The organism is Glycomyces xiaoerkulensis (assembly GCF_002798405.1).
GTDB classification, from domain to species: Bacteria; Actinomycetota; Actinomycetes; order Mycobacteriales; family Micromonosporaceae; genus Glycomyces; species Glycomyces xiaoerkulensis.
The window spans coordinates 162,390-185,096 of the sequence record NZ_PGGV01000004.1 but is presented as its reverse complement, the minus strand read 5'-3'; the positions used below and the strand labels follow the sequence as shown (position 1 = coordinate 185,096).

General features: G+C 70.5%; 19 protein-coding genes and 1 pseudogene. 9 read left to right on the top strand and 11 right to left on the bottom strand.

Annotated features, from left to right (window positions below; translation table 11 throughout):
- Positions 1–30 precede the first annotated feature (30 nt).
- Positions 31–939: a lipoyl synthase gene (gene lipA / locus CUT39_RS01735; protein ID WP_198586797.1), complete on the bottom strand. Its 909-nt coding sequence runs from the start codon at positions 937–939 to the stop codon at positions 31–33.
- A 133-nt stretch (positions 940–1,072) separates the two neighbouring features.
- Here lipA and CUT39_RS01730 point away from each other — a divergent pair, with 133 nt between their 5' ends.
- Positions 1,073–1,906 (top strand): phosphoribosylaminoimidazolesuccinocarboxamide synthase, encoded by an 834-nt coding sequence (locus CUT39_RS01730; protein ID WP_100444213.1) that lies wholly within the window; start codon positions 1,073–1,075, stop codon positions 1,904–1,906.
- Here the strand turns inward: CUT39_RS01730 and CUT39_RS01725 are convergent.
- From CUT39_RS01725 to CUT39_RS01690, 8 genes and pseudogenes are all read right to left on the bottom strand, one after another.
- Positions 1,887–3,053 (bottom strand): sensor histidine kinase, encoded by a 1,167-nt coding sequence (locus CUT39_RS01725; RefSeq protein ID WP_100444212.1) that lies wholly within the window; start codon positions 3,051–3,053, stop codon positions 1,887–1,889. The genes CUT39_RS01730 and CUT39_RS01725 overlap by 20 nt on opposite strands.
- A complete protein-coding gene (locus CUT39_RS01720; protein ID WP_100444289.1) occupies positions 3,050–3,706 on the bottom strand; it encodes a response regulator in 657 nt (218 codons plus the stop codon). Before CUT39_RS01720 ends, CUT39_RS01725 begins: the two co-directional genes overlap by 4 nt.
- Positions 3,707–3,783: 77 nt before the next feature.
- Positions 3,784–4,935 carry a DUF418 domain-containing protein gene (locus CUT39_RS01715; protein WP_157930424.1) on the bottom strand — a complete coding sequence of 384 codons (1,152 nt, stop codon included), beginning with the start codon at positions 4,933–4,935 and terminating at the stop codon, positions 3,784–3,786.
- A 230-nt stretch (positions 4,936–5,165) separates the two neighbouring features.
- Positions 5,166–6,383, bottom strand: a complete 1,218-nt coding sequence (gene fabF / locus CUT39_RS01710; RefSeq protein ID WP_100444210.1) for a beta-ketoacyl-ACP synthase II — start codon at positions 6,381–6,383, stop codon at positions 5,166–5,168.
- 1 nt (position 6,384) lies between these two features.
- Positions 6,385–6,621 (bottom strand): acyl carrier protein, encoded by a 237-nt coding sequence (locus CUT39_RS01705; protein ID WP_100444288.1) that lies wholly within the window; start codon positions 6,619–6,621, stop codon positions 6,385–6,387.
- Positions 6,622–6,647: 26 nt separating this feature from the next.
- The gene (locus CUT39_RS01700; RefSeq protein WP_100444209.1) at positions 6,648–7,601 is read right to left on the bottom strand and encodes a beta-ketoacyl-ACP synthase III; all 954 of its coding nucleotides are present in this window, start codon (positions 7,599–7,601) and stop codon (positions 6,648–6,650) included.
- A 14-nt stretch (positions 7,602–7,615) separates the two neighbouring features.
- Positions 7,616–8,515: pseudogene (locus tag CUT39_RS01695) on the bottom strand (ACP S-malonyltransferase); the annotation flags it as partial.
- 93 nt (positions 8,516–8,608) lie between these two features.
- Positions 8,609–9,778 (bottom strand): PucR family transcriptional regulator, encoded by a 1,170-nt coding sequence (locus CUT39_RS01690; protein WP_100444207.1) that lies wholly within the window; start codon positions 9,776–9,778, stop codon positions 8,609–8,611.
- A gap of 118 nt (positions 9,779–9,896) precedes the next feature.
- On the opposite strand from CUT39_RS01690, the gene trxA reads away from it, so the two are divergent.
- Together trxA and CUT39_RS01680 are read left to right on the top strand one after the other, a co-directional pair.
- Positions 9,897–10,280, top strand: a complete 384-nt coding sequence (gene trxA / locus CUT39_RS01685) for a thioredoxin (RefSeq protein ID WP_100444206.1) — start codon at positions 9,897–9,899, stop codon at positions 10,278–10,280.
- Positions 10,281–10,418: 138 nt separating this feature from the next.
- Positions 10,419–11,894, top strand: coding sequence for a PDR/VanB family oxidoreductase (locus CUT39_RS01680; RefSeq protein ID WP_198586789.1), 1,476 nt, complete (start codon positions 10,419–10,421; stop codon positions 11,892–11,894).
- Between the two features lie 47 nt (positions 11,895–11,941).
- Here CUT39_RS01680 and aceE read toward each other — a convergent pair whose 3' ends face one another.
- Positions 11,942–14,674: a pyruvate dehydrogenase (acetyl-transferring), homodimeric type gene (gene aceE, locus CUT39_RS01675; RefSeq protein ID WP_100444204.1), complete on the bottom strand. Its 2,733-nt coding sequence runs from the start codon at positions 14,672–14,674 to the stop codon at positions 11,942–11,944.
- Between the two features lie 419 nt (positions 14,675–15,093).
- On the opposite strand from aceE, the gene CUT39_RS01670 reads away from it, so the two are divergent.
- The 5 genes from CUT39_RS01670 (at position 15,094) to CUT39_RS01650 (ending at position 19,346) form a co-directional block, all read left to right on the top strand.
- A complete protein-coding gene (locus CUT39_RS01670) occupies positions 15,094–15,510 on the top strand; it encodes a DUF3052 domain-containing protein (RefSeq protein WP_232805520.1) in 417 nt (138 codons plus the stop codon).
- A gap of 55 nt (positions 15,511–15,565) precedes the next feature.
- Positions 15,566–16,030, top strand: a complete 465-nt coding sequence (locus tag CUT39_RS01665; protein ID WP_100444202.1) for a peroxiredoxin — start codon at positions 15,566–15,568, stop codon at positions 16,028–16,030.
- Between the two features lie 176 nt (positions 16,031–16,206).
- Complete coding sequence (locus CUT39_RS01660) at positions 16,207–17,511, top strand: pectate lyase family protein (protein ID WP_100444201.1); 1,305 nt, start codon at positions 16,207–16,209, stop codon at positions 17,509–17,511.
- A 74-nt stretch (positions 17,512–17,585) separates the two neighbouring features.
- A complete protein-coding gene (locus tag CUT39_RS01655) occupies positions 17,586–17,987 on the top strand; it encodes a VOC family protein (protein WP_100444200.1) in 402 nt (133 codons plus the stop codon).
- Between the two features lie 126 nt (positions 17,988–18,113).
- Positions 18,114–19,346, top strand: a complete 1,233-nt coding sequence (locus tag CUT39_RS01650; RefSeq protein WP_100444199.1) for an NAD(P)/FAD-dependent oxidoreductase — start codon at positions 18,114–18,116, stop codon at positions 19,344–19,346.
- A gap of 6 nt (positions 19,347–19,352) precedes the next feature.
- Here the strand turns inward: CUT39_RS01650 and CUT39_RS01645 are convergent, their stop codons facing one another.
- Complete coding sequence (locus tag CUT39_RS01645) at positions 19,353–20,174, bottom strand: cellulose binding domain-containing protein (RefSeq protein ID WP_100444198.1); 822 nt, start codon at positions 20,172–20,174, stop codon at positions 19,353–19,355.
- A 421-nt stretch (positions 20,175–20,595) separates the two neighbouring features.
- On the opposite strand from CUT39_RS01645, the gene CUT39_RS01640 reads away from it, so the two are divergent.
- Positions 20,596–22,635: a carbohydrate-binding protein gene (locus CUT39_RS01640; RefSeq protein ID WP_198586788.1), complete on the top strand. Its 2,040-nt coding sequence runs from the start codon at positions 20,596–20,598 to the stop codon at positions 22,633–22,635.
- Positions 22,636–22,707 lie beyond the last annotated feature (72 nt).

Sequence of the window (22,707 nt, the reverse complement as noted above, 5' to 3'; positions counted from 1 at the left end):
GGCTACCAGTCTAGTGTGCGGTCGGCGCCCTCAGGCGAGGGCTTCGGCCCGGGCGTCCATCGCCTGCCGGTACAGTCGCCCGGCCCGGTACGAGGAGCGCACCAGCGGCCCGCTCATGACCCCGGCGAAGCCGATCTCCTCGGCCTCCGCCGACAGCTCGGTGAACTCCTCGGGCTTGACCCACCGGTCGACCGGGTGGTGCCGCTGGGTCGGACGCAGGTACTGGGTGATGGTGACCAGCTCGCAGCCGGCCCCGTGCAGATCGCGCAGCGCCTGCGAGATCTCCTCGCGGGTCTCGCCCATGCCGAGGATCAGATTCGACTTGGTGACCAGGCCGTCCTCGCGGGCGCGCGTGAGCACCCCGAGCGAGCGGTCGTAATCGAACGCGGGCCGGATCCGCTTGAAGATGCGCGGCACGGTCTCGACGTTGTGCGCCAGCACCTCGGGCCGGGAGGAGAATACCTCGGCGAGCTGCTCGGGCTCGGCGTTGAAGTCGGGGATGAGCAGCTCCACCCCACAGCCGGGGAGGGCGTCGTGGATCCGGCGGACGGTCTCGGCGTAGAGCCAGGCGCCGCCGTCGTCGAGGTCGTCGCGGGCCACCCCGGTGACGGTGGCGTACCGCAGGCCCATCTTCTCGACCGACTCGGCCACGCGGCGCGGCTCGTCGCGGTCGAGCGGGGAGGGCTTGCCGGTGTCGATCTGGCAGAAGTCGCACCGGCGCGTGCACTGCGACCCGCCGATGAGGAACGTCGCCTCGCGGTCCTCCCAGCACTCGTAGATGTTGGGACAACCCGCCTCCTGGCAGACCGTGTGCAGGCCTTCGTCCTTGACCAGGCGCTGGAGCTCGGTGTACTCCGGCCCGGTTCTGGCCTTGACCTTGATCCAGGAGGGTTTCCGCTCGATCGGGGTCTCGGCGTTGCGCACTTCGAGACGCAGCATCCGGCGTCCCTTGGGCTGTTCGGAAGTCACGGCCCCAGCCTACGCCGCGACCGCGCCGCACGGCAGGTGTCGCTCGGCACAGACGACGTGCGAAACAGACGTCCGACGGACACCGGCCTGCTGTAATGAACCGGTGAAGCCGATCTACCGAGGCAAAGTCCGCGACCTCTACGCCGACGGCGACGACCTGATCCTCGTCGCCTCCGACCGCATCAGCGTCTACGACGTCGTCCTCCCCACCGAGATCCCCGACAAGGGCAAGCTCCTGACCGCCTTGAGCCTGTGGTGGTTCGAGCAGTTGGCCGACCTCGTCCCGAACCAGCTCGTCTCCACCACCGACGTGCCCCCCGAGTTCGCCGGCCGCGCCCTCCGGGTGCGCCGGCTCGACATGCTCCCGGTCGAGGCCATCGCGCGCGGCTACCTCACCGGCTCCGGCCTGGCCGAATACGACGCCACCGGAACGGTCTGCGGCGTCGAGCTGCCGCCCGGCCTGGTGGACGGCTCCCGGCTGCCCGAACCGATCTTCACCCCCACCACCAAGGCCCCCGACGGCGAGCACGACGCGGCGATCACCTTCGAAAAGGTCGCCGACGACCTCGGCGCCGACCGGGCCGGACTCGTCCGCGACCTCACCCTCGCCGTCTACCGGCGCGGGGCCGAGATCGCCGCCGAGCGCGGCATCGTCATCGCCGACACCAAACTCGAGTTCGGCACCGACGACCAAGGCACGCTCCGCCTGGCCGACGAGGTCCTCACCTCCGACTCCTCCCGGTTCTGGGACGCCGCCGCCTGGGAGCCGGGCCGCCCCCAGGCCTCGTTCGACAAGCAGTACGTGCGCGACTGGGCCCGCTCGACCGGCTGGAAGCCCGGAACCGGCCCGGCCCCCGAGATCCCCGGCGAGGTCGTCGACGCCACCCGCGCCCGCTACGTGGCCGCCTACGAGCGCCTCACCGGTCACCGCTGGTGACCGCGGCCGGCAGCCGCAGCCGCAGCCTCCAGCCGCCCTCGCCGGTCGGGCCGTAGTCGAGGCTCCCGCCCAGCAGCTCGGCCCGCTGCCGCAGCCCCATCAGGCCGTGCCGGGAACTCGGCAGATCCACCACCGGCCGCGTCGGCGCGGAGTTGACCACCTCGACCTCGACGTCCTCTGCCACCGGGCCGATGCGCACCCGCGCGCTCGCCCCCGGCGCGTGCTTGCGGACATTGGTGAGCGCCTCCTGCACCGCCCGGTACACCGCCCGCTGCCCCGGCGGCTCGAGCTCGGGCAGGTCCTCGATCACCAGGCCCGCCTCGATGCCGCTGCCGCCGACCAGCGACTCGATCTCCGCGATCGTCGGCTGCGGGGTCAGCTCGGTCGCCCGGATGCCCGAGGCCCGCAGCACCCGCACCATGTGCCGCAGCTCCTCGAGCGTGCGGACGCTCAGCCGCCGGATCGTGGAGGCCGCCTCCCGGGTCCGGTCGTCCTTCGCCTGCATCCGCAGCGCCCCCGCCTGCACCGCGATCAGACTCACCTGGTGCGAGACCACGTCGTGCATCTCCCTCGACAACTGCGCCCGGTCCGCCGCGAGCGCCTGCTGCAGCAGCAGCCGCTGCTCGTGCTCGCGGGCCTCGGAGATCTCCTCGATCCGGTCGTAGAGCATGCGCCGCGTCCGCATCAGATAGCCGAGCGTCGCCGGGACGGTCGAGATCGCCCAGTAGTAGAGGACCCGCCGCACCCCGGCGACCTCGTCGCGGCTCATCCACAGGAAGAACTCCGGCCCGGAGCCGGACCCCGGGGATTCGGCCAGGTACCGCCACAGCTCCGGGTCGGAATAGCAGAACGCGGCGGTGAGCAGCCCGATCGCCGCGATCGGGATCCACCGAGTGCGGGCGCGGTAGGCGAGCGCGTAGATCGCCAGCAGCGAGGCGACCTTCTCGGTCACCATCGCCGCCGCCGGCAGCGTCACCAGGAACACCGGCAGCGGGAACCGGCGGCGGAAGACCAGGGCGGCCACCCCGGCGATCGCGAACGCCGCCGCGGGCTGGTTGTGTATCCGGATCACCACCAGCAGGTGGACCGCGGCCACCGCCAGGACCGCCGCGTCGTAGGCCCACTGCGGTACCGCCCGGAGGCTCACGGCCCGGCCCGGTCGGCCAGCAGCCCGGAGCGCTCGGCGATCAGCGCCGCCTGCACCCGGTTGGAGACCTCGAGCTTGGTGAGGATCGAGCTTACGTGGTCCTTGACCGTGCCCACCCCCAGGAACACCTCCGCCGAGATCTCGGCGTTCGACCGGCCCTGCGCCAGCAGCACCAGGATGTCGCGCTCGCGGGCGGTGAGCCGCTCTACCAGCGGATTCGGCTGGACCGGGGCGGCGCCCGACAGGTAGCCGGCGATGATCGTCCGGGTGACCTTCGACGACAGGGCCGAGCCGTCGGTCATCAGCGACCGCACCTGGAAGATCAGATGCTCCGGGTCGGTGTCCTTGAGCAGGAACCCGGCGGCTCCGAGCCGGAGGGCCGCGTCGACGTACTCGTCGGTGTCGAAGGTGGTCAGCACCGCCGTGACCGGCGGCCGCGACAGGTCCCGCAGCCGCTCGAGGATGGCCAGGCCGTCGACGTCGGGCATGCGGATGTCGAGCAGGACCACGTCGGGGCGGAGCGCGATGATCTTGTCCATCGCCTCTGCGCCCGAGACGGCGTCGACCACCTCGATGTCCTCGGCGGTGTCGAGGATGTGGGTGAACCCCGAGCGTATGAGGGCCTCGTCGTCGACGATGAGCACACGGATCAACAGGGCGCTCCTCTCCAGGCGAGTCATCAGAAGCCTACTCACGATGCGGCCCGCCTCCATCCGCGACCGGCCGCCGCCTAACCCGACCGGGCGGAGCCGTAGGTGAGCCGCCGCAGCACGGCCTCGAACGGACCGCGCCTGCCGGCCCGGTCCAGTGCCACCGCGAAGGCGATCGTCGCCGCCCACGCGGCGGCGGCGACGCCGAACGCGGCCAGGTAGCCCATGCCCTCGCCGAATCCGAGGCCCCACACCGCCAGTAGCGGCGCCATGATGACCGACTGCAGCAGATAGGACGTCAGCGAGCGCTCGCCCAGTGCCGCGGCCGCCCCGGGGACGCCGCGCCGGCCGCGCGAACGCCGGCGGTGCGCCAGCAGCGCGAACCCGCAGATGTAGCCGAGCCCGGCGTACATGCCGCCCAGCAGCGTCACCCCCACGGCGACGCGGTAGAGCGCCTCGGAGGGCCGCCAGGCCTCGAGGGCCACCAGCGCGATCGGCAGCGAACTGAGGACGTTGACCGCCATGCCGGAGACGAAGACGCGCCGCAGCTTCGGCAGGTGCCGCTCGGGGTGGTCGATCCAGCCGGACCGCTGGAGCATCATGCCGACGATCACCAGTGGAACGAATATCGCCAGCACCACCGCCGCGACGGTGGCCCCGATGGCCCCGATCGCGCCCGTCAGCAGTTGATCCGCGTACGCCGGCAGGCCGACCGGGACCGGCGGCCCGCTCCCTGGGCCGTATGCGAGGGTGAACACCGGGATGCCGACGACCGTCACATAGGCCGTGCTGATCAGCAGCCAGCGCCGCAGCGCCTTGTCCGACAGGTGGACGAAGCCGAGCGCGATGAGCCCGGTGGCGCCGTAGGGGGCGAGGATGTCGCCGAAGAACAGCAGGCAGGCGTGCGCGAAGCCGAACGCGATCAGCCACCACGAGCGGCGCCGCAGGACCTTGCGGACGCCCTTGGCCCCCATGCCGCGCGCGGACATCCGCGAGGCCATCACCGCGAAGCCGAAGCCGTAGAGGATGGCGAACATCGGCCGCGACCGCTCGGCGACCAGGAGCTGCTCGACGAACAGCGCTATCCGGTCGGGGGCCGAGGCGTCGGCGAAATAGCCGTACTGGTCGACCGAGTGGCCCGACAGGTGGAGGGGGACGTTGGCCAGGGCGATGAACAGCAGCATCGCGCCTCTGGCGATGTCGGGCGCCAATGAGCGCTCCGACTTGGTCATCGGGGAGGGTGGGGCGGATGTCGACGGCGGACGCGTCGCCTTGGGTGTTGCCGCCATGCGGGTCTCCGGGTGAGGTCGGGTGTGGGTTTCCTCTCCACAGCCTAAGCCCGCGCTCGACCTCGGGCGTCACCAGCGGACGATCGGGCGATAACAAAGGGCCCCACCGCAATGCGGTGGGGCCCAAGGCATGGTCACCTACGGCCGGGTTCCCTGCTTCAGGTCGCTCGACCTCACGGCTTCGTGAACAGCACGGCGGCATTGTGCCCGCCGAACCCGAAACCGGTGTTGATCGCGGCGACGAGGTCGACCTTGCGGGCCTCGTTGGCGGCCACGTCGAGATCGAGCTCCGGGTCGGGATTCTCCAGGTTGATGGTGGGTGGGATGACACCATCGTGGAGGGCCATGATCGTCGCGATCGACTCGACCGCGCCGGCGCCGCCTAGCAGGTGCCCGGTCATGGACTTCGTCCCGGTGAGCACCACGTGGTCGCCGATCTCCCGCTTGACGCCCTTGACCTCGGCCATGTCCCCGACCGGGGTCGAGGTGGCGTGGGCGTTGACGTGGCCGACGTCCCGCTTGTCGACCCCGGCCTGCCGGATGGCCGCGCGCATGGCGCGCCCGCCGCCGTGGCATTCGGGATCGGGCTGCACGATGTCGAAGCCGTCCGAGGTCATGCCCGATCCGGCGATGACCGCGTAGATCGTCGCTCCGCGGGCCTCGGCGTGCTCCCGGCGCTCGAGCACCAGCGCCCCGGCGCCCTCGCCCATGACGAAGCCGTCGCGGTCGGTGTCCCACGGCCGGGAGGCCCGCTCGGGCTCGTCGTTGCGGGTCGACATGGCCTTCATCGACGCGAAGCCCGCCATCGGCAGGCCGCCGATGACCGCTTCGGCGCCGCCGGCGATGGCGACGTCGGAGCGGCCGGCTCGGATCATGTCGGTCGCCCAGGAGATCGCCTCGGCCGAGGTGGCGCAGGCACTGGTCGGGGCGTGGACCCCGGCCCGGGCGCCGAACTCCAGGCCGACCACGGCCGCCGGGCCGTTGGGCATGAGCATCGGCACGGTGAACGGCGATACCCGTCGGGCGCCCTTCTCCTCGAGGATGTCGTCCTGCTCCAGCAGTGTCAGCGCGCCGCCGATGCCGGAACCGAACACCACCCCGAGGCGTTCGGTGTCGAGGTCGTCGCTCAGACCCGCGTCCTCCCACGCCTGCTGGGAGGCGATGAGTGCGATCTGCTCGGAGCGGTCGAGGCGGCGCAGCCTCACCCGAGGCAGCACCTCGGAGGGCTCGACGACCAGTTGCGCGGCGATGCGCACCGGAAGCTCCTGCGCCCACTCCTGTTCGAGCGGGCCCACACCCGATCTCCCGGCCACGAGTGCTTCCCAGGTCGACGCCACGTCCCCGCCGAGGGGAGTGGTCGCGCCGAGCCCGGTGACGACTACCTCTGTCACATCAACCCTTCTCGATGTAGGAGACGGCGTCGCCGACGTTCTTCAGGTTGGCGACCTCGTCGTCGGGAATCTTCACGCCGAACTTCTCCTCGGCGGCCACCACGACCTCGACCATCGCAAGCGAGTCGACGTCGAGATCGTCGGTGAAGGACTTGTCGTCCGCGACGTCGTCGGGGTTGACACCCGCGACCTCTTCGAGGATGTCGGACAGTCCTTCGCGGATCTCGTCACGAGACAGAGCCATGAGTTATTTCCTCTCGGTTGTTACGGGCAGCGGATGACTTGCCCGGCGTAGGTGAGCCCGCCGCCGAACCCGAACAGAAGGATCGGGGCGCCGGAGGCGATCTTGCCATCCTGGATCAGCTTCGACAACGCCAGCGGCACCGATGCCGCCGAGGTGTTGCCGGAGTAGATGATGTCATCGGCGACGACGCAGTCGTCGCCGAAGTCGAGGCGCTTGGCGATGCCCTGGATGATGCGCAGGTTCGCCTGGTGGGGGATGAATGCGGCCAGATCCGACAGTTTGACGTCGGCGGACTCGGCGACCTTCTCCACGAGGGGGGCCAACTGGGTGGTGGCCCAGCGGAACACGGTCTGGCCGGCCTGCTTGATGTACGGCGCGTCCTCCTCGATGCGGATCACATCGCTCATCGACGGTTCGGAGCCCCACACCACGGGGCTGACGGCCAGATCGGGGTCGTCGGTGCCCTCCACGACGACCGCTCCGGCCCCGTCGCCGAACAGCACGCACGAGGACCGGTCCTCCCAGTCGGTGACCGCCGTCAGCTTCTCGGCGCCGACCACCAGCGCGCGGGTGGCGCCCCCGGTCCTGATCGCCATGTCGGCCTGGGCCAGGGCGTACTCGAAGCCCGAGCAGGCGGTGTTGACGTCGATCGCGGCGGGCGCGGCGACCCCGAGGGTGTCGGCGATCCGGCAGGCGGTGTTCGGGCAGACGTCCTTGGCCGAGACGGTCGCGACGATGATCATGTCGATGTCGCCGGGGCCGAGGCCGGCGTCCGCGAGGGCCCGGCGCGAGGCGCCTACGGCCATGTCGGCGACGGTCTCGTCCTCGGCGGCGATGCGGCGCTCCTCGATGCCGACCCGGCTGACGATCCACTCGTGGCTGGTGTCGACCATCTTGGCGAGGTCGTCGTTGGTCAGGACCTTCTCGGGCTGGTAGTGGCCGACGCTGATGACGCGGGAACCGTTGGCGCTCACTGGACTCCTTCACTGGCGGCGAGTTCGGCGGCGGCCTGGAGGTCCTCGGGGGTGTTGACGTTGAGTCGCTCAACGCCCTTGAGAGCCCGCTTGGCCAACCCGGTGAGCGTCCCTGCCGGAGGCAGTTCGATGACCGCCGTGACGCCCAGGTCTCCCAGGGTACCCATGCAGGCGTCCCACCGGACCGGAGACGTGACCTGCTCGACCAGCCGACCGAGGGCCTGCGCTCCGCCTTCGACGGCTTTTCCGTCGAGGTTGGACAGGAACGTCCGCTCGGGATCGGCGGTGCCGATCCCGCCGGCGGCCGCTTCGAGGGCGGCCCTGGCGGGGGCCATGTGCGGGGTGTGGAAGGCGCCGGCGACTTTCAGCGGGATGATCCGGGCGCGCTCGGGGGCCTTCTCGGTGAGCTTCTCGATCGCGGCGACCGGACCGGCGGCGACGATCTGGCCGGCGCCGTTGCGGTTGGCCGGCCAGGCGCCGGCGGCCTCGATGGCGGCCAGGACGTCGGCCTCCGCACCGCCGAGTACGGCGGCCATGGTGGTCGGCTCGAGGTCGCAGGCGGCGGCCATCTCCCGGCCGCGGACCGCGGCCAGCTCGACAGCGGCCTCGGGGGTGAGGATCCCGGCCAGGGCGGCGGCGGTGAGTTCGCCCACCGAGTGCCCGGCGACGACGCTCGCCGCGGCGACCGGGAGCCGTTCGGCCGCCAGGAGCCCGGCGGCGACCAGCAGCGGCTGCGTGTTGGCGGTGTCGGTGATCTCGGCCTGGTCGGCTTCGGTGCCGAGGCGCACCAGGTCGAGGTCCGCTAGTTCGGACCACTCGCGCAGCCGACCGGCCGCGGAGGGATCCGAATTGATCCATGGCGTGAGGAACCCGGGCTTCTGGGAGCCCTGCCCGGGAGCGAGAATGGCAAGCACACTTAGACCTTCGCTCAGTGAACACCCGAAACGGGAGCGGCGGGGAGACCGAAAGCCCGCCCGGTTCTTGTGGGAAGTCTACAACGATCGTTGTCAACTGCGGGAACGCCGGGCTCCCGGAGCGGTCTCCAGGCGTCCTATGGTCAACCCCACACGCAGTACGAACGCCTCATGGGGGTCGGTGGGGGAGAAACCGGTCACCTCTTGAATCCGGCGCAGGCGGTACCGCACGGTGTTCGGGTGCACGTACAACTCCCTGGCCGTGCCCTCCAGGACCCCGCCGGAGGCGATGAACGCGTCCATGGTCTCCAGCAGCTCCCCGCCGGCGCGGCGGAGCGTCACGTACACGACCTCGCGCAGATGGCGCCGGGCGGCCTCGTCGCCGGCGACGGCCCGTTCGGGCAGCAACTGGGTGGCCGTCACCGGGCGCGGCGCGTCGGGCCAGGCCGGGGCCGCCCGGTGCCCGGCGACCGCGGCCAGCGCCGAGGTCGAAGCCTCGGCGAGGCCGTTCACGGTCGGTCCGACCACGATGGGGCCCTCGCCGAACTGGCCGGTGAGCTTCTCGACGATCTCCATCGGCCCGCCCACGCCGCCGAGCAGGATCACCAGGCGGGCACCGTGGACCCCGGCGAGCACGTCGAGCCCGAGCCGGCGCGCGGCGCGCTGGACGCTGTGGAGCACGAGCGTGGCCTCGCCGCCGGGGGTGTTGCCGCACACCACGGTGATGGACTGCGTCTCCGACCAGCCGAGCGCCGCGGCGCGCCCGATCAGCTCGTCGGAGGAGTCGCCCCGCAGCAGCGAATCGACCAGCATCGCCTGGAGCCTGGCGTCCCAGGCGCCGCGGGTCTCGGCGGCGCGGGCGTAGACGCGGGCGGCCGCGAAGGCGATCTCGCGGGAGAACCGCAGGACCGACTCCCGCAGGGCCTTCTCCTCGTCGTCGGCGGCCAGCGCCGGGACCTGCTCCTCGACCACGTCGATGACCACCTGTATCAGGGCCACGGTGTGCTGGAGGCTGATCGCGCGGGCCAGTTCGACCGGGGCGGCCTCGAAGACCATGTCGGACGAGCCCAGGTCGTCGCCCCCGGAGCGCAGCCACTCCAGGAACTGCCGGACCCCGGCCTGGGCCACCAGTGTCACCATCGAGCGCTGCTCGGCCGGCAGCTCGCGGAACCAGGGCAGTCGTTCGTCCATGCGGGTGAGCGACTGGGTCGTCAGCGCCGACGAGGAGCGTTCAATGTTCTGAATGGTGGAGGCCAGATCCATGCCCTATAGCCTGCCAGACGTGGTATGCGCCTCGCGCCGACCTCGGGCGGAATACGGACGGTGCCACTATCGTTGCCCGGATAGCAGCACAAGAGCCAAGACAGGAAGGCGGCCATCGATGGCCACGGTTGAACTTACCAAGGACAGCTTCGAGGAGACGGTCACCGGCAACGAGATCGTGCTGGTCGACTGGTGGGCCGAGTGGTGTGGTCCTTGCAAGCAGTTCGCGCCGACGTACGAGTCGTCCAGTGAGAAGCACGAGGACGTCGTCTTCGGGAGGATCGACACCGAGGACCAGCAGGAGCTGTCCGCCGCCGCCGGCATCCAGTCGATTCCCACGCTCATGGCCTTCCGCGACGGCATCCTCCTGTTCAACCAGCCGGGCGCGCTGCCCGGAGAGGCTCTGGAGGAGGTCATCCGGCAGGTGAAGGACCTCGACATGGACGATGTCCGCGCGCAGATCGCGAAGGAAGAACAGGGAGCGGACGCCTCGGAGGGCTGACTCCCGCGGGGCGATCTCACAGTCGTTACCGGGGCGGACGCGTGTTTCACGCGTCCGCCCGGTTTTGTCCGGTCTGGGCGCATGTTACCTTTGCGTACAGGTCAGCAACGAAAGCCGAGTCTCATCGAGGAGTTCGCAGTGCTGGCCGACCTCGCCCCGAAAACGCGCCGACGGCGCGCCCTGCGCTTCGGGCTCCCGAATTCGGTCCGCCGCGCCCTGACCGCCTGCCACGTGCTCGCCTCGGTGGGATGGCTGGCCTATGTCGCGTTCGTGCTGGCACTGTCCGTATACGTCTACTTCGCCGATGATCCCGAGCGCGCCAGTGCGGTGTGGATGGCGGTGAAGGTCCTGGGCGACCTGGGCGTCGGCGCGGTCTCGTTCGCGGTCCTGGGGACCGGGCTGGCCCTGGGCCTGTCGACCCGCTGGGGAGTGGTCCGCCACTGGTGGGTGATCGCCAAGCTCGCGGCCGCGTTCGCGGTGGTGCTCGGCGGCCTCCTGGTGCTGCGTCCCAGCGTGGCGCGCCTCGGCCGCCACCTGGAGGATTCCGGTGCGACCGAGCCTTCGGCGCACCTGGAGCTCACCGTCGGCGCCGCGGTCGCCTTCGCGGTCCTGATGTTCGCCGCCGTCCTGTCCTACGCCAAGCCGTGGGGACCGGTCCGGCGGAGCGCCGAAGTCCCGCTGGAGGACGGCCGTTTCGACGTGCGGGTCCGGCGGGGCGTCCTGATCGCCGGCCGGGTGCGCTCGATCGAGCTGGTCGGGGTCAACAACCGGCTGCTGCCGCCGTTCGAGGCCGGGGCCCACATCGAGCTGGAACTGCCGTCGGGGATGGTGCGGCACTACTCGCTGTGCTCGGACCCGGCCGATCGGCTGAGCTACCGGATCGCGGTCCGGCGGGAGGACGCCGGGAGCGGCGGCTCCCGGGAGGTCCACCGCCTGCGGCACGGGGACCTGGTCCGGATCTCGCCGCCGCGCAACATGTTCTCGCTGAGCCTGCACCCCTACTACCTGTTCGTGGCCGGCGGCATCGGGATCACCCCGATCGTGTCGATGATCTGCCAGGTCGAGCGGGCACGGCTGCCGTGGCGGCTGGTCTACACCGGACGCTCGCGCACGATGATGGCGTTCGCCGACCAGCTCGCCACCACCTGGCCGGGGAACGTGGTCCTGTATCCGACCGACACCGCCGGGCGCCCGAACCTGGTCGCGGAGGTCGCCGGGCTGCCGAGCGGGACCGGGGTGTACGCCTGCGGCCCGGATCCGATGGTCCGGGCGCTGTCGGAGACGGTCGAGCGCGTCGCGCCCCATGTGGAGCTGCGCAGTGAGCGATTCGCAACGGGGCCGTCCTCGCGCGAGCCGTTCGAGCTGGTCGCCAAGCGCAGCGGCGCCGCGGTGGCCGTCGGCACCGACCAGAGCGCCCTCGATGCGCTGCTGGGCGCGGGGGTCGAGGTGCCCTCCTCCTGCGAGATCGGCGTGTGCGGCACCTGCCGGCTGCGCGTGGTCGACGGCCGCCCCGACAACCCTTCCCAGGTGGCCGAACCGGTCGCCCCGGACGGCGCCCCCTACTTCTACCCGTGCGTGGGCCGAGCCCGCGACCACCTGGTGGTGGACGCCTAGCGAAAGCGGGCCGGGAGCTGCGCTCCCGGCCCGCCGCGTCGTTCGCTCTAGGAATCGCCGCCCGCTTCGCCGGCCTCGGCGGCGGTCGGATCGGTGATCTGGTACTTGGCGGCGGCCTGGGACGCCAGTTCGGGCTTGGCCTCGCCGCGGGCGGCGAGCTGCTGCAGCGCGGCCACGGCGACCGACTCGCCGTCGACGTTGAAGTGGCGGCGCAGCGCCCCGCGGGTGTCGGAGTGGCCGAAGCCGTCGGTGCCCAGCGAGGTGTAGTCCCCGGGCACCCAGCGGCTGATGAGGTCGGGAACCGACCGCATGTAGTCGCTGACGGCCACGAAGGGGCCCTCGGCGCCCGAGAGCTTCTCGGTCACATACGGGGCGTGCGGTTCGGCCTCGGGGTGGCGCAGATTGTGCCGCTCGGCCTCGACCGCGTCGCGGTTCAGCTCGGACCAGGAGGTGACCGACCAGATGTCGGCGGTCACGCCCCAGTCGTCCCGGAGCAGCTCGGCGGCCCGCTGCGCCCACGGCATGCCCGACCCGGAGGCCAGGAGCTGGACCCGCGGTCCGGAGCCCTCGCCCTCGGAGATCTTGTGGATGCCCTTGAGGATGCCCTCCAGGTCGACGCCCTCGGGCTCGGCCGGCTGGATGATCGGCTCGTTGTAGACGGTCAGGTAGTAGAAGACCTGCTCGCCCTCGCCGTACATGCGGCGCAGGCCGTCCTTGACGATGTGCCCGATCTCGTAGCCGAAGGCCGGGTCGTAGGAGAGCACGGCCGGGTTCGTGTGCGCCATGAGGATCGAGTGGCCGTCCTCGTGCTGGAGCCCCTCGCCGTTGAGCGTGGTGCGCCCGGCGGTGGCGCCGATCAGGAAGCCGTTGGTCATCTGGTCGGCGGCCGCCCAGAGCGCGTCGCCGGTGCGCTGGAACCCGAACATCGAGTAGAAGATGTAGAATGGGATCATCGGCTCGCCGAGCGTGTCGCCCGAGGTCCCGGCGGCGGTGAACGCGGCGAGCGAGCCGGCCTCGTTGATGCCCAGGTGCAGGAGCTGCCCCTGCTCGGACTCCTTGTAGGAGAGGAACAGGTCCCGGTCGACCGACAGGTACTGCTGCCCCTGCGGGGAGTAGATCTTGGCGGTCGGGAACATCGCGTCCATGCCGAAGGTGCGGGCCTCGTCGGGGATGATCGGCACCCACCGCTTGCCGGTCTCCTTGTCCTTCATGAGGTCCTTGAGCAGGCGCACCAGGGCCATGGTGGTGGCGGCCTTCTGCTTGCCGCTGCCCCGCTTGGCGGTCTTGTAGGCGTCGTCGCCGGGCAGGTTCAGCGGGATCACGGTGTTCCGGCGGGACGGGAGCGATCCGCCGAGCGAACCGAGGCGCTCCCGCAGGTACTCGGCCTCGGAGCTGCCCTCCTCGGGCTTGACGTAGGGCGGCAGGTACGGGTCGGCCTCCAGCTCGGAGTCGGGGACCGGCATCTCCAGCGAGTCGCGGAAGCCCTTCAGGTCGTCGAGCGTGAGCTTCTTCATCTGGTGGGTGGCGTTGCGGCCCTCGAAGGACGATCCGAGCCGGTAGCCCTTGATGGTGTGCGCGAGGATGACCGTGGGCTGGCCCCGGTGCTCCATCGCGGCCTTGTAGGCGGCGAAGATCTTGCGGTCGTCGTGGCCGCCGCGCCGCAGGTCCCAGATCTCGTCGTCCGACAGGTGCTGCGCCAGGGCCTTGGTGCGGCTGTCGCGGCCGAAGAAGTGCTCGCGCACGAAGGCGCCGTTCTCGGCCTTGAACGTCTGGAAGTCGCCGTCGGGGGTGGTGTTCATGAGGTTCACCAGGGCGCCGTCGGAGTCGGCGGCGAGCAGCGGGTCCCACTCGCGGCCCCAGATGACCTTGACGACGTTCCAGCCGGCGCCGCGGAAGTACGACTCCAGCTCCTGGATGATCTTGCCGTTGCCGCGGACCGGGCCGTCGAGCCGCTGCAGGTTGCAGTTGATCACGAAGGTGAGATTGTCGAGCTCGGCGCCGGCGGCGAACTGGAGGGCGCCGCGCGATTCGACCTCGTCCATCTCGCCGTCGCCGAGGAAGGCCCATACCTGCTGCTGCGAGGTGTCCTTGATGCCCCGGTCCTGCATGTACCGGTTGAACATCGCCTGGTAGATCGCGTTGATCGGGCCCAGCCCCATCGACACGGTGGGGAACTGCCAGTAGTCGGGCATCAGGCGGGGGTGGGGGTAGGAGGGCAGGCCGCCCTGCTCGCGGGAGACCTCCTGGCGGAAGCCGTCGAGCTGATCCCCGGTGAGGCGGCCCTCGAGGTACGAGCGGGCGTACATGCCGGGGGAGGCGTGGCCCTGGAAGAACACCTGGTCGCCGCCGCCGGGGTGGTCACGGCCCCGGAAGAAGTGGTTGTGGCCGACCTCGTAGAGGTTCGCGGCCGACGCGTAGGTGGAGATGTGGCCGCCGACGCCGATGCCGGGACGCTGCGCGCGGTGCACCGTCATCGCGGCGTTCCACCGGATGAAGGCGCGGATGCGGTGCTCGATCTCCTCGTCGCCGGGGTAGTGCGGCTCGGCTTCGACAGGGATCGTGTTGACGAAGTCGGTGCTGGTCGACGGCGGAACGGCGACCTGCCGCCGGTTGGCGTGCTCCAGCAGCCGCTGGACGACGTAACGGGCTCGAGTTCGCCCGCCGCTGTCAAGGAGGCCGTCGAGAGACTCCAGCCATTCGCTGGTCTCTTCGGGGTCAGTGTCCGGTACTTGGGTCGGCAATCCGTCACTGATGGGCGGCCGGTTCTGTTCCGTGGTCACGGGCGATCCCTCGTTCTAAGGCTGCGCGTTGGTTTGAGCAGGGCTGATCTATGGCTCCGCAGGCGTCGCCATGAAGGCATGAACGCAGAGTGTTATCGGATTTCTTACCATCTTCCATCGAATCTACCGCGCGCGTCACCGGCCCACCCGGCCCGGAGCGACCACGCCCACACTCCGCGCAACCTGGTACGCCGTTCACCTGCACCATCGCAGAGAGCTCCCGGAGATCAAAGATCACAAACCGGTGAACGTGTGCTCACCTTCCGGACGCCCGGAGTTGAGCCGCCTTCCGCCGCGGGCCGGTAAGATGCGAGGCTTCCTCAGAGGCGCGCAAGCGCCACATATGCTGCACCTCATATGCTCTATTCCATATGCTGTGGACAAGCTCAGACAGGAGGCACACGGATGGAGGCGACGACGTGAACGCTCCGGGCAGCCCGGTGGACGCGAGCAGCGTGGCCCAACGACTCGGACTCGACGGCGTCGACGCCGTCATGGAGATCGGCTTCGACACCGACGTCGACGCCGCACTGCGCACCGCCGTGATCGAATCGGTCGGCGAACTGCTCGGCGAGGACTCCGACGAGATCGTCGACGTCGTGCTCCTCTGGTGCCGGGAGGAGGACGGCGACCTGGTCGACCTGCTGCTGGACGCTCGAGACCCCCTGGCGGACGGCGGGACGGTCTGGCTGATGACCCCCAAGTCCGGGCGCGAGGGGCACATCGACCCGGTCACCATCGAGGAGTCGGCCACGCTGGCGGGCCTGCAGCCCACCAAGACGCTGAACGTCTCTCCCGACTGGGTCGCCTCGCGGATGGTGGTGGCGCGGCGCTAACGTCGCCCCGTCAGACCACCGAACGCCGCCCCGGCGGGGCCAGCGAGGAGCCTCCATGCCGATCGGATCCGGGAGCACCGCTCCGGACTTCACGCTCAAGGACCAGAACATGCAGGAGGTATCGCTCGCGGACTTCCGCGGCGACCGGCACGTGCTGCTGGTGTTCTACCCGCTGGCGTTCTCCGGCAGGTGCGGGGGCGAGCTGTGCGGGATCCGCGACGGCCTCGGCGCCTTCCAGAACGACGAGGTCCAGGTGCTCAGCGTCTCGGTCGACTCCCCGCTCGCCCACAAGGTGTGGGCGCAGCGCGAGGGCTTCGGGTTCCCGCTGCTGAGCGACTTCTGGCCCCACGGCGCGGTCGCGCGCGCCTACGGGGTCTTCGACGAGGACAGGGGCACCGCCGACCGCGGCACCTTCGTCATCGACAAGGGCGGCGTGGTGCGCTTCAGCGAGGTCAACCCGCCGGGGAAGGCCCGCGACCCGGCCGCCTGGCGCAAGGCGCTGGACGAGGTCGCCGGTTAGGAGACCGGCTTTCGGGGCCGCCGGGGGATGCCCCGGCGGCCTTTCCGTGCGCCGCGACCTGCTCCGGGAGCCTCCCAAAGCTAGGCATTGACATCTTCGGATGGATGCGGCAGGCTAGTGCAATCGGTTGCCCGTGCAACCGCTTGCAATCAACCCCCGAAAGGACGCATTCGAAGATGAACGCTCCTAAACGACGCCTCGCGGCCGCCGGCGCGGCGCTCGCCGCCGCCGCGCTGACCGCCTCGGCCCTGGCGACGACCGCGGAGGCCAAACCCTCCGACAAGGACGACGACCTCGGACGGCAGACCCTCAAAGCCAACGACGGCTGGGCCGCCGCCGAAGGCGGCACCACCGGCGGTTCCGACGCCGCCGAAGAGAACGTCCACACCGTCGACAACTGGGCCGGCCTCAAGGAGGCCGTCAAGGGCGACGAGCCCAAGATCGTCTACGTCGAGGGCGACATCGACGCCTGGACCGACGCCGACGGCAACGCGCTGAGCTGCGAAGACTTCAACGACCCCGAGTACAGCTGGGACCTGTACCTGGAGACGTTCGACCCCGAGGTGTGGGGCTGGAACGAGGCATCGGGACCGGTCGAGGAGGCCCGCGACCGCTCCTACGACGCGTTCCGCGAGCACATCCTGCTGCGCATCGGCTCCAACACCACCATCGTGGGCGAGGGCGACGCCTCGGTCACGCACGGCTCGTTCTACATCGGCAACGCCGACAACGTGATCGTCCGGAACCTGGGCGTCCACGAGGCCTACGACTGCTTCCCGCAGTGGGAGGGCGACGCCTGGGACGCCGAGTTCGACAACTTCGAGGTCACCGGCTCCACCCACGTGTGGCTCGACCACCTGACGGTCACCGACGGGTCCACCCACGACTACGAGGCGCCGGTGATCTGGGACGCCCGCCTGGAGCGCCTCGACGGCGCCATCGACATCGTGCGGGCCTCCGACCTGGTCACCGTGTCGTGGAGCCACATCCGGAACCACGACAAGACGATGCTGATCGGCAACACCGACTCCGAGCGCTACGAGGAGTGGGACAAGCTGCGGGTCACCGTCCACCACAACTGGTTCGAGAACACCGGCCAGCGGACCCCGCGCACCCGCTACGGCCAGAACCACGTCTACAACAACTACATCTCCTACGACGAGGCGTCGGGCTACCCGTACTTCTACTCGATCGGCTCGGGCGTCCACTCCGACATCTACGCGGAGAACAACGCCTTCCACCTGCCCTCGATCGCGCCCGAGGACACGCTGCGCAACTGGGGCGGCGACCGGATGCACGTGGAGGGGACCCTGTTCAACGGCGAACGGGTCGACCTGCTGGCCGCCTACAACGAGGCCTACCCCGAGGCGTCCATGACCGACGAGCTCGAGGAGTACCCCGAGCTGCACCGCAACATCCACCCGACGGTGGCGGTGCCGTGGCTGGTGCGGGCCAGGGCCGGCGCCGGGGAACTGGACTGATCTCCATTCCGTGATCCGCGGCCGGGCGTGCCGACCACGCCCGGCCGCACGGCGCCGGGCGGTATCCTGCGGCCATGGGAGGACCTCGACTGCGGGTGACGTCGGTGACGATCTCCAGCCCGGACCCGCGGAAACTGGCCGCCTTCTACTCGCGCCTGCTCGACCGCCCGGTCACGACCTCGGACGGCCCGCGGCCCGGCGAACCCGAATCGGCCGGTTGGGCCCAGATCCGCGCCCCCGAAGGCGGCGGGACCACGCTGAACTTCGAGTTCGAGCAAGAATGGAAGCCCCCGGTCTGGCCGGCCGAACCCGGGACCCAGAACGCCACCCAGCACCTCGACATCCACGTCGACGACCTGGAGACCGCCGTCGAGCACGCCGTCAGGTCGGGCGCGGCCCCGGCCCGGCAGCAGCCGCAGGCGGACGTCCGGATCCTGTTCGACCCCCACGGCCACCCGTTCTGCCTCTGCAGTTGACCGTCGCAAGGGGACGCGACGACGCCCGCGCCGGCACTACGGCGACCGAATCGGTCGACTCGCACCCGGCGATGCGCAAGAATGGACGGTGACCGTAGCGATCGCCCACCAACCTCGGGGGAGTTCATGGCCGAGGCACCGTTCGTCATCGTCGGAGGCGGCCTGGCCGCCGCCCAGGCCGCCCGGACACTGCGGGAGGAGGGCTACGGCGACGAGCTGATCGTCGTCACCGCCGAACCGCACGCACCGTACGAGCGACCGCCGTTGTCGAAGGACTACCTGCGGGCCGAAGCAGAGCGCGGCGCCCTGTTCACGCTCGAATCGGACTGGTACGCCCTGAACTCGGTCGACCTGCGCACCGGGGTCGCCGCCGTCGGGCTCGACCCCGCCGAACACCGGCTCGCGCTGTCCGACGGCACGGTCCTGAACTACGCCAAGCTCCTGCTGGCCACCGGCTCCTCGCCGCGCTCGCCGCGGCTGCCCGGCGCCGACCTGCGGGGGGTGATGAGTCTGCGCACCGCCGAGGACGCCGATCTGCTGGCGGCCACTCTGCGGTCGGCGCCCGAGGGCGGCCGCCTGGCGGTCGTCGGCGACGGTTGGATCGGCATGGAGGTCGCCGCCTCCGCCCGCAGCATGGGCCTGGAGGTCACCGTCTTCGGCAGCGGGGACCGGCCGCTGCGGGTCCTCGGGCCGCGGATGGGCGAGGTCTTCGCCGGGCTCCACGCCGACCACGGCGTGATCCTGCGCGGCGGCGCCGAGGTCGCCGGCCTGGCCGGCGAGCACGGCCGGGTCACCGGCGTCCGGACCGCCGCCGAGGAGACCGTCGCGGCCGACCTGGTGCTCCTCGCGGTCGGCGCGGTGCCCAATGTGGGCCTGGCCGCCGCGGCCGGCCTGGAACTGCGCGAGCCGGTGCTCGGCGGCGGCGTCGCCGTGGACGGCACCCTCGCCACCGCCGATCCGGACGTCTTCGCCGCCGGCGACATCGCGAGCGTCCCCTCGGCGCAGTACGGGCGTCCACTGCGGATCGAGCACTGGGCGACGGCGCTCGAGACCGGCTCGCACGCGGCGCGGGCGATGCTCGGCGCGACCGATTCCTACGACCGCCTGCCCTACTTCTTCACCGACCAGTACGACCTGGGCATGGAGTACCTCGGCTTCGTGCCCGACCCGGAAGACCGCGAGACGGTAGTCAGCGGGTCCACCGAGGACCTCGAATTCGTGGTCTTCTGGACCGACCAGGGGCGGGTCCTGGCCGGCATGGCGGTCAACACCTGGGACCGGATGGACGACCTCGAGCGGCTGATCCGCTCCGGGCGCCGGGTGCCGCGCGAGGAGCTGGAGACCTTCGTCCGCCGCTGAGGACCGCTAGGCGGCCGGGTCGCAGGGTCGGCCGTTGACGTAGACCTCGACCTCCGCCGGGGGGAAGTCTCCCGATCCGACGAACCCGACGGTGAAGGTCGCGCCGACCGGTATGACGCCGCTCCACGGGGCGGGACGCAGGTACACGGTGTCGCCGACCACGGTCATCTCGGCGTTCCAGACCGTCTGGACCGCAATGCCCGGGCCTGAGATGATCACCTCCCAGTCGACGGCGTCCTCGACCAGCGGCGTGAACGCCACCACGGCTTGCCAGCCGGTGCCCCAGTCGTTGACCACCTCGAGGCTGTACTCGCAGTAGGACGGCTCGGACTCGGGCTCGGGTGTGCCGCCCGGGCCGATGACGGCCGCCTCACCGCAGCGGTCCTCGACCGATTCGGCGTCGGGATCGATGCAGACGGCGACGGTCACGTGGTCGATGCCGCTCGCCGAGACCAGGTCGAATTCGTAGCGGCCGCCCGGCTCGGCCGGAACGGTGCGGGACGCGACCGGGTCGTCCCCGGAGTAGGCGGTGAACTCGACCCGGCGGGGGTGGTTCTCCCTGGGCACGCACGGGCCGGCCGCGGTTCCGACGGCGGTCTCGCCCCGGAAGGCGGCCGACGGTTCCTCGGGCGGGTGGTAGGCGGGGAAGGCGACCTCGCCGGAGGTGTGGAAGTCGGTGCAGAGGTCCTCGCCGGTCTGGTCGGCGGCGAATTCCTGCGGGGGCCGTTCGGGGTGGGCGGCCGAGGCCGGCGCGGTGAAAGCCGCGGTCGCGATGAGCGCGGCCGTCCCGGCAGTGACGAGCCTGAGCAGTGTTCGAGTGAGTCTCATGGGGCCTCCGAGGTCCGAGAACGGGCTGGTGCCGCCGGACGCCGACCTCACGTGCCCAACCCCGAGCCGCTGCCCCGCCTCCGGTCGCGTCGGCGCCGACGCCCCGAGTATCCGCAGGACATCGATAATTGTCAATGAGAGTGGTACGCGGTGTCCATCCGCGGAGCTCACGATGCCACAACCGATTGCGTCGCAGAAGCTGCGCAGGTCGCGCCCCGGGATCGTGCCCGAGATGAAAGCACAGGAAGAGTGGCGATGCGTCCGGTCCGCACCGGATGACCCGACCGCAATCGGTTGCAGTCATACCCTTGACGCCCAGAAAGCCCTTTCCTAGACTAATAGACATTCATGGATATACGCGTGGATTCCGATCCCGCGTCCGGTAGAGCCCCCAAGCGCACCGCAGAGAAGGGAAGACCTCGTGAACGAGGGAACGAACCGACCTAAACGGAGAAGAGCGCGGCTGACGCTCGTGGCCGGACTGACCGGCCTGGTGGCCGCCGCCGCGACGCTGACCGCACTCAACACCGCGCACGCAGACCCGGTCCGCTACGAGGCCGAAGACTCGACCGCCGACTGCGACGGCGCCATCGAGTCCGAGCACGACGGCTACTCCGGCAGCGGCTTCTGCAACACCGACAACACCACCGGCGTCGCCGCGAGCTTCAGCATCGACGCCGACGCGTCCGGCACCGCCACCGTTGCCATCCGGTTCGCCAACGGCGGCTCGGGCGACCGCCCGGCCGAGGTGGTCGTCAACGGCTCCACGGCGACCACGGCGACGTTCGCCGGCACCGGCGCGTGGACGAACTGGGACACCGAGACGGTCACCGTGCCGCTCAACGCGGGCGGCAACTCCTTCGACCTGGTTGCAACCGGCTCCGACGGCCTGCCGAACGTCGACTACATCGATGTCGAGGCCGCCGACGACGGCGGCGAGGTGCAGACGCGGTTCGAGGCCGAGGACGCTCCCGCGACCTGCGACGGCGCCATCGAGTCCGAGCACGACGGCTACTCCGGCAGCGGCTTCTGCAACACCGACAACACCGCCGGGGCGGCCGCGCAGTTCGCGATCGAGACCGCCGAGGGCGGCACCGCCGAGATCACCGTCGGGTTCGCCAACGGCGGCTCGGGCGACCGCCCGGCCGAGGTGGTCGTCAACGGCTCCACGGCGACCACGGCGACGTTCGCCGGCACCGGCGCGTGGACGAACTGGGACACCGAGATGGTCACCGTGCCGCTGAACGCCGGCGACAACACCGTCCGGCTCGAGGCCACCGGCTCCGACGGCCTGCCGAACATCGACTACCTGGACTCCTCGATCGGCGGCACCCCGCCCGACGAGACGACCCCGCCGGACGAGACGACCCCGCCGCCGTCGGGCGACGAGCTCTACGCGGCCCCGGGCGGCGGCGACAACGCCTCCGGCACCGAGTCCGACCCGACGACGCTCACCTCCGCGATCGACCGCGTCGCAGCGGGCGGGACGATCTACATGCGGGGCGGCACCTACCACCTCTCCGACACCGTCCACATCGAACCTGGAAACGACGGCTCCTCGGGAGCGATGAAAGAGCTGTTCGCCTACCCCGGAGAGACGCCGGTGCTGGACTTCTCGGCCCAGAGCGAGGACTCCTCCAACCGCGGGCTCGCCATCGGCGGCCACTGGTGGCACATCCGCGGCATCGTCGTCGAGCACGCCGGCGACAACGGCATCCTCCTGGGAGGGAACAACAACATCATCGAGCGCACGGTGACGCGGTTCAACCACGACACCGGACTGCAACTGTCCCGGTACACCGCCGGGGCGCCCCGCAGCGAATGGCCGTCCGACAACCTCATCCTCAGCGCGGTCTCGCACGACAACGCCGACTCCGACGGCGAGGACGCCGACGGCTTCGCCCCGAAGCTCACCGTCGGCTCCGGCAACGTCTTCCGCTACACCGTCGCCTACAACAACATCGACGACGGCTACGACATGTACACCAAGTCCGACACCGGACCCATCGGCGAGGTGACGCTCGAGCACTCCCTGTCGTTCGGCAACGGGTCCCTCTCGGACGGCACCGTGAACTCCAGCGGCGACCGCAACGGATACAAGCTCGGCGGCGAGGACATCGGCGTCGACCACGTCATCCGCAACAACATCGCCTACGACAACGGCAAGCACGGGTTCACCTACAACCGCAACCTCGGCACGATGGAGATCACCGGCAACGTCAGCATCGGCAGCGAAGAGCGCAACTTCAACTTCGACGGCGGCTCCTCGGTGTTCCGCGACAACACCTCCTGCGACTCCGGGTCGAACGACCGGATCATCGGCGACGACGCCGGAGGCAACCAGTGGTGGTCGGGCTCGAACGGATCCCGGTGCTCCGACTACACCGGGGAGCTGGACTGGTCCTTCGCCTCGGACGGCAGCCTCGTGGTGACCTTCGGAGGCGACCCGGTCGACCTCTGACCGCCCCACGACTCCGTTCGGGAACCAACGAGGGGCGGCCCCGGCGCGGGGCCGCCCCGTTCCCGTCCGCCG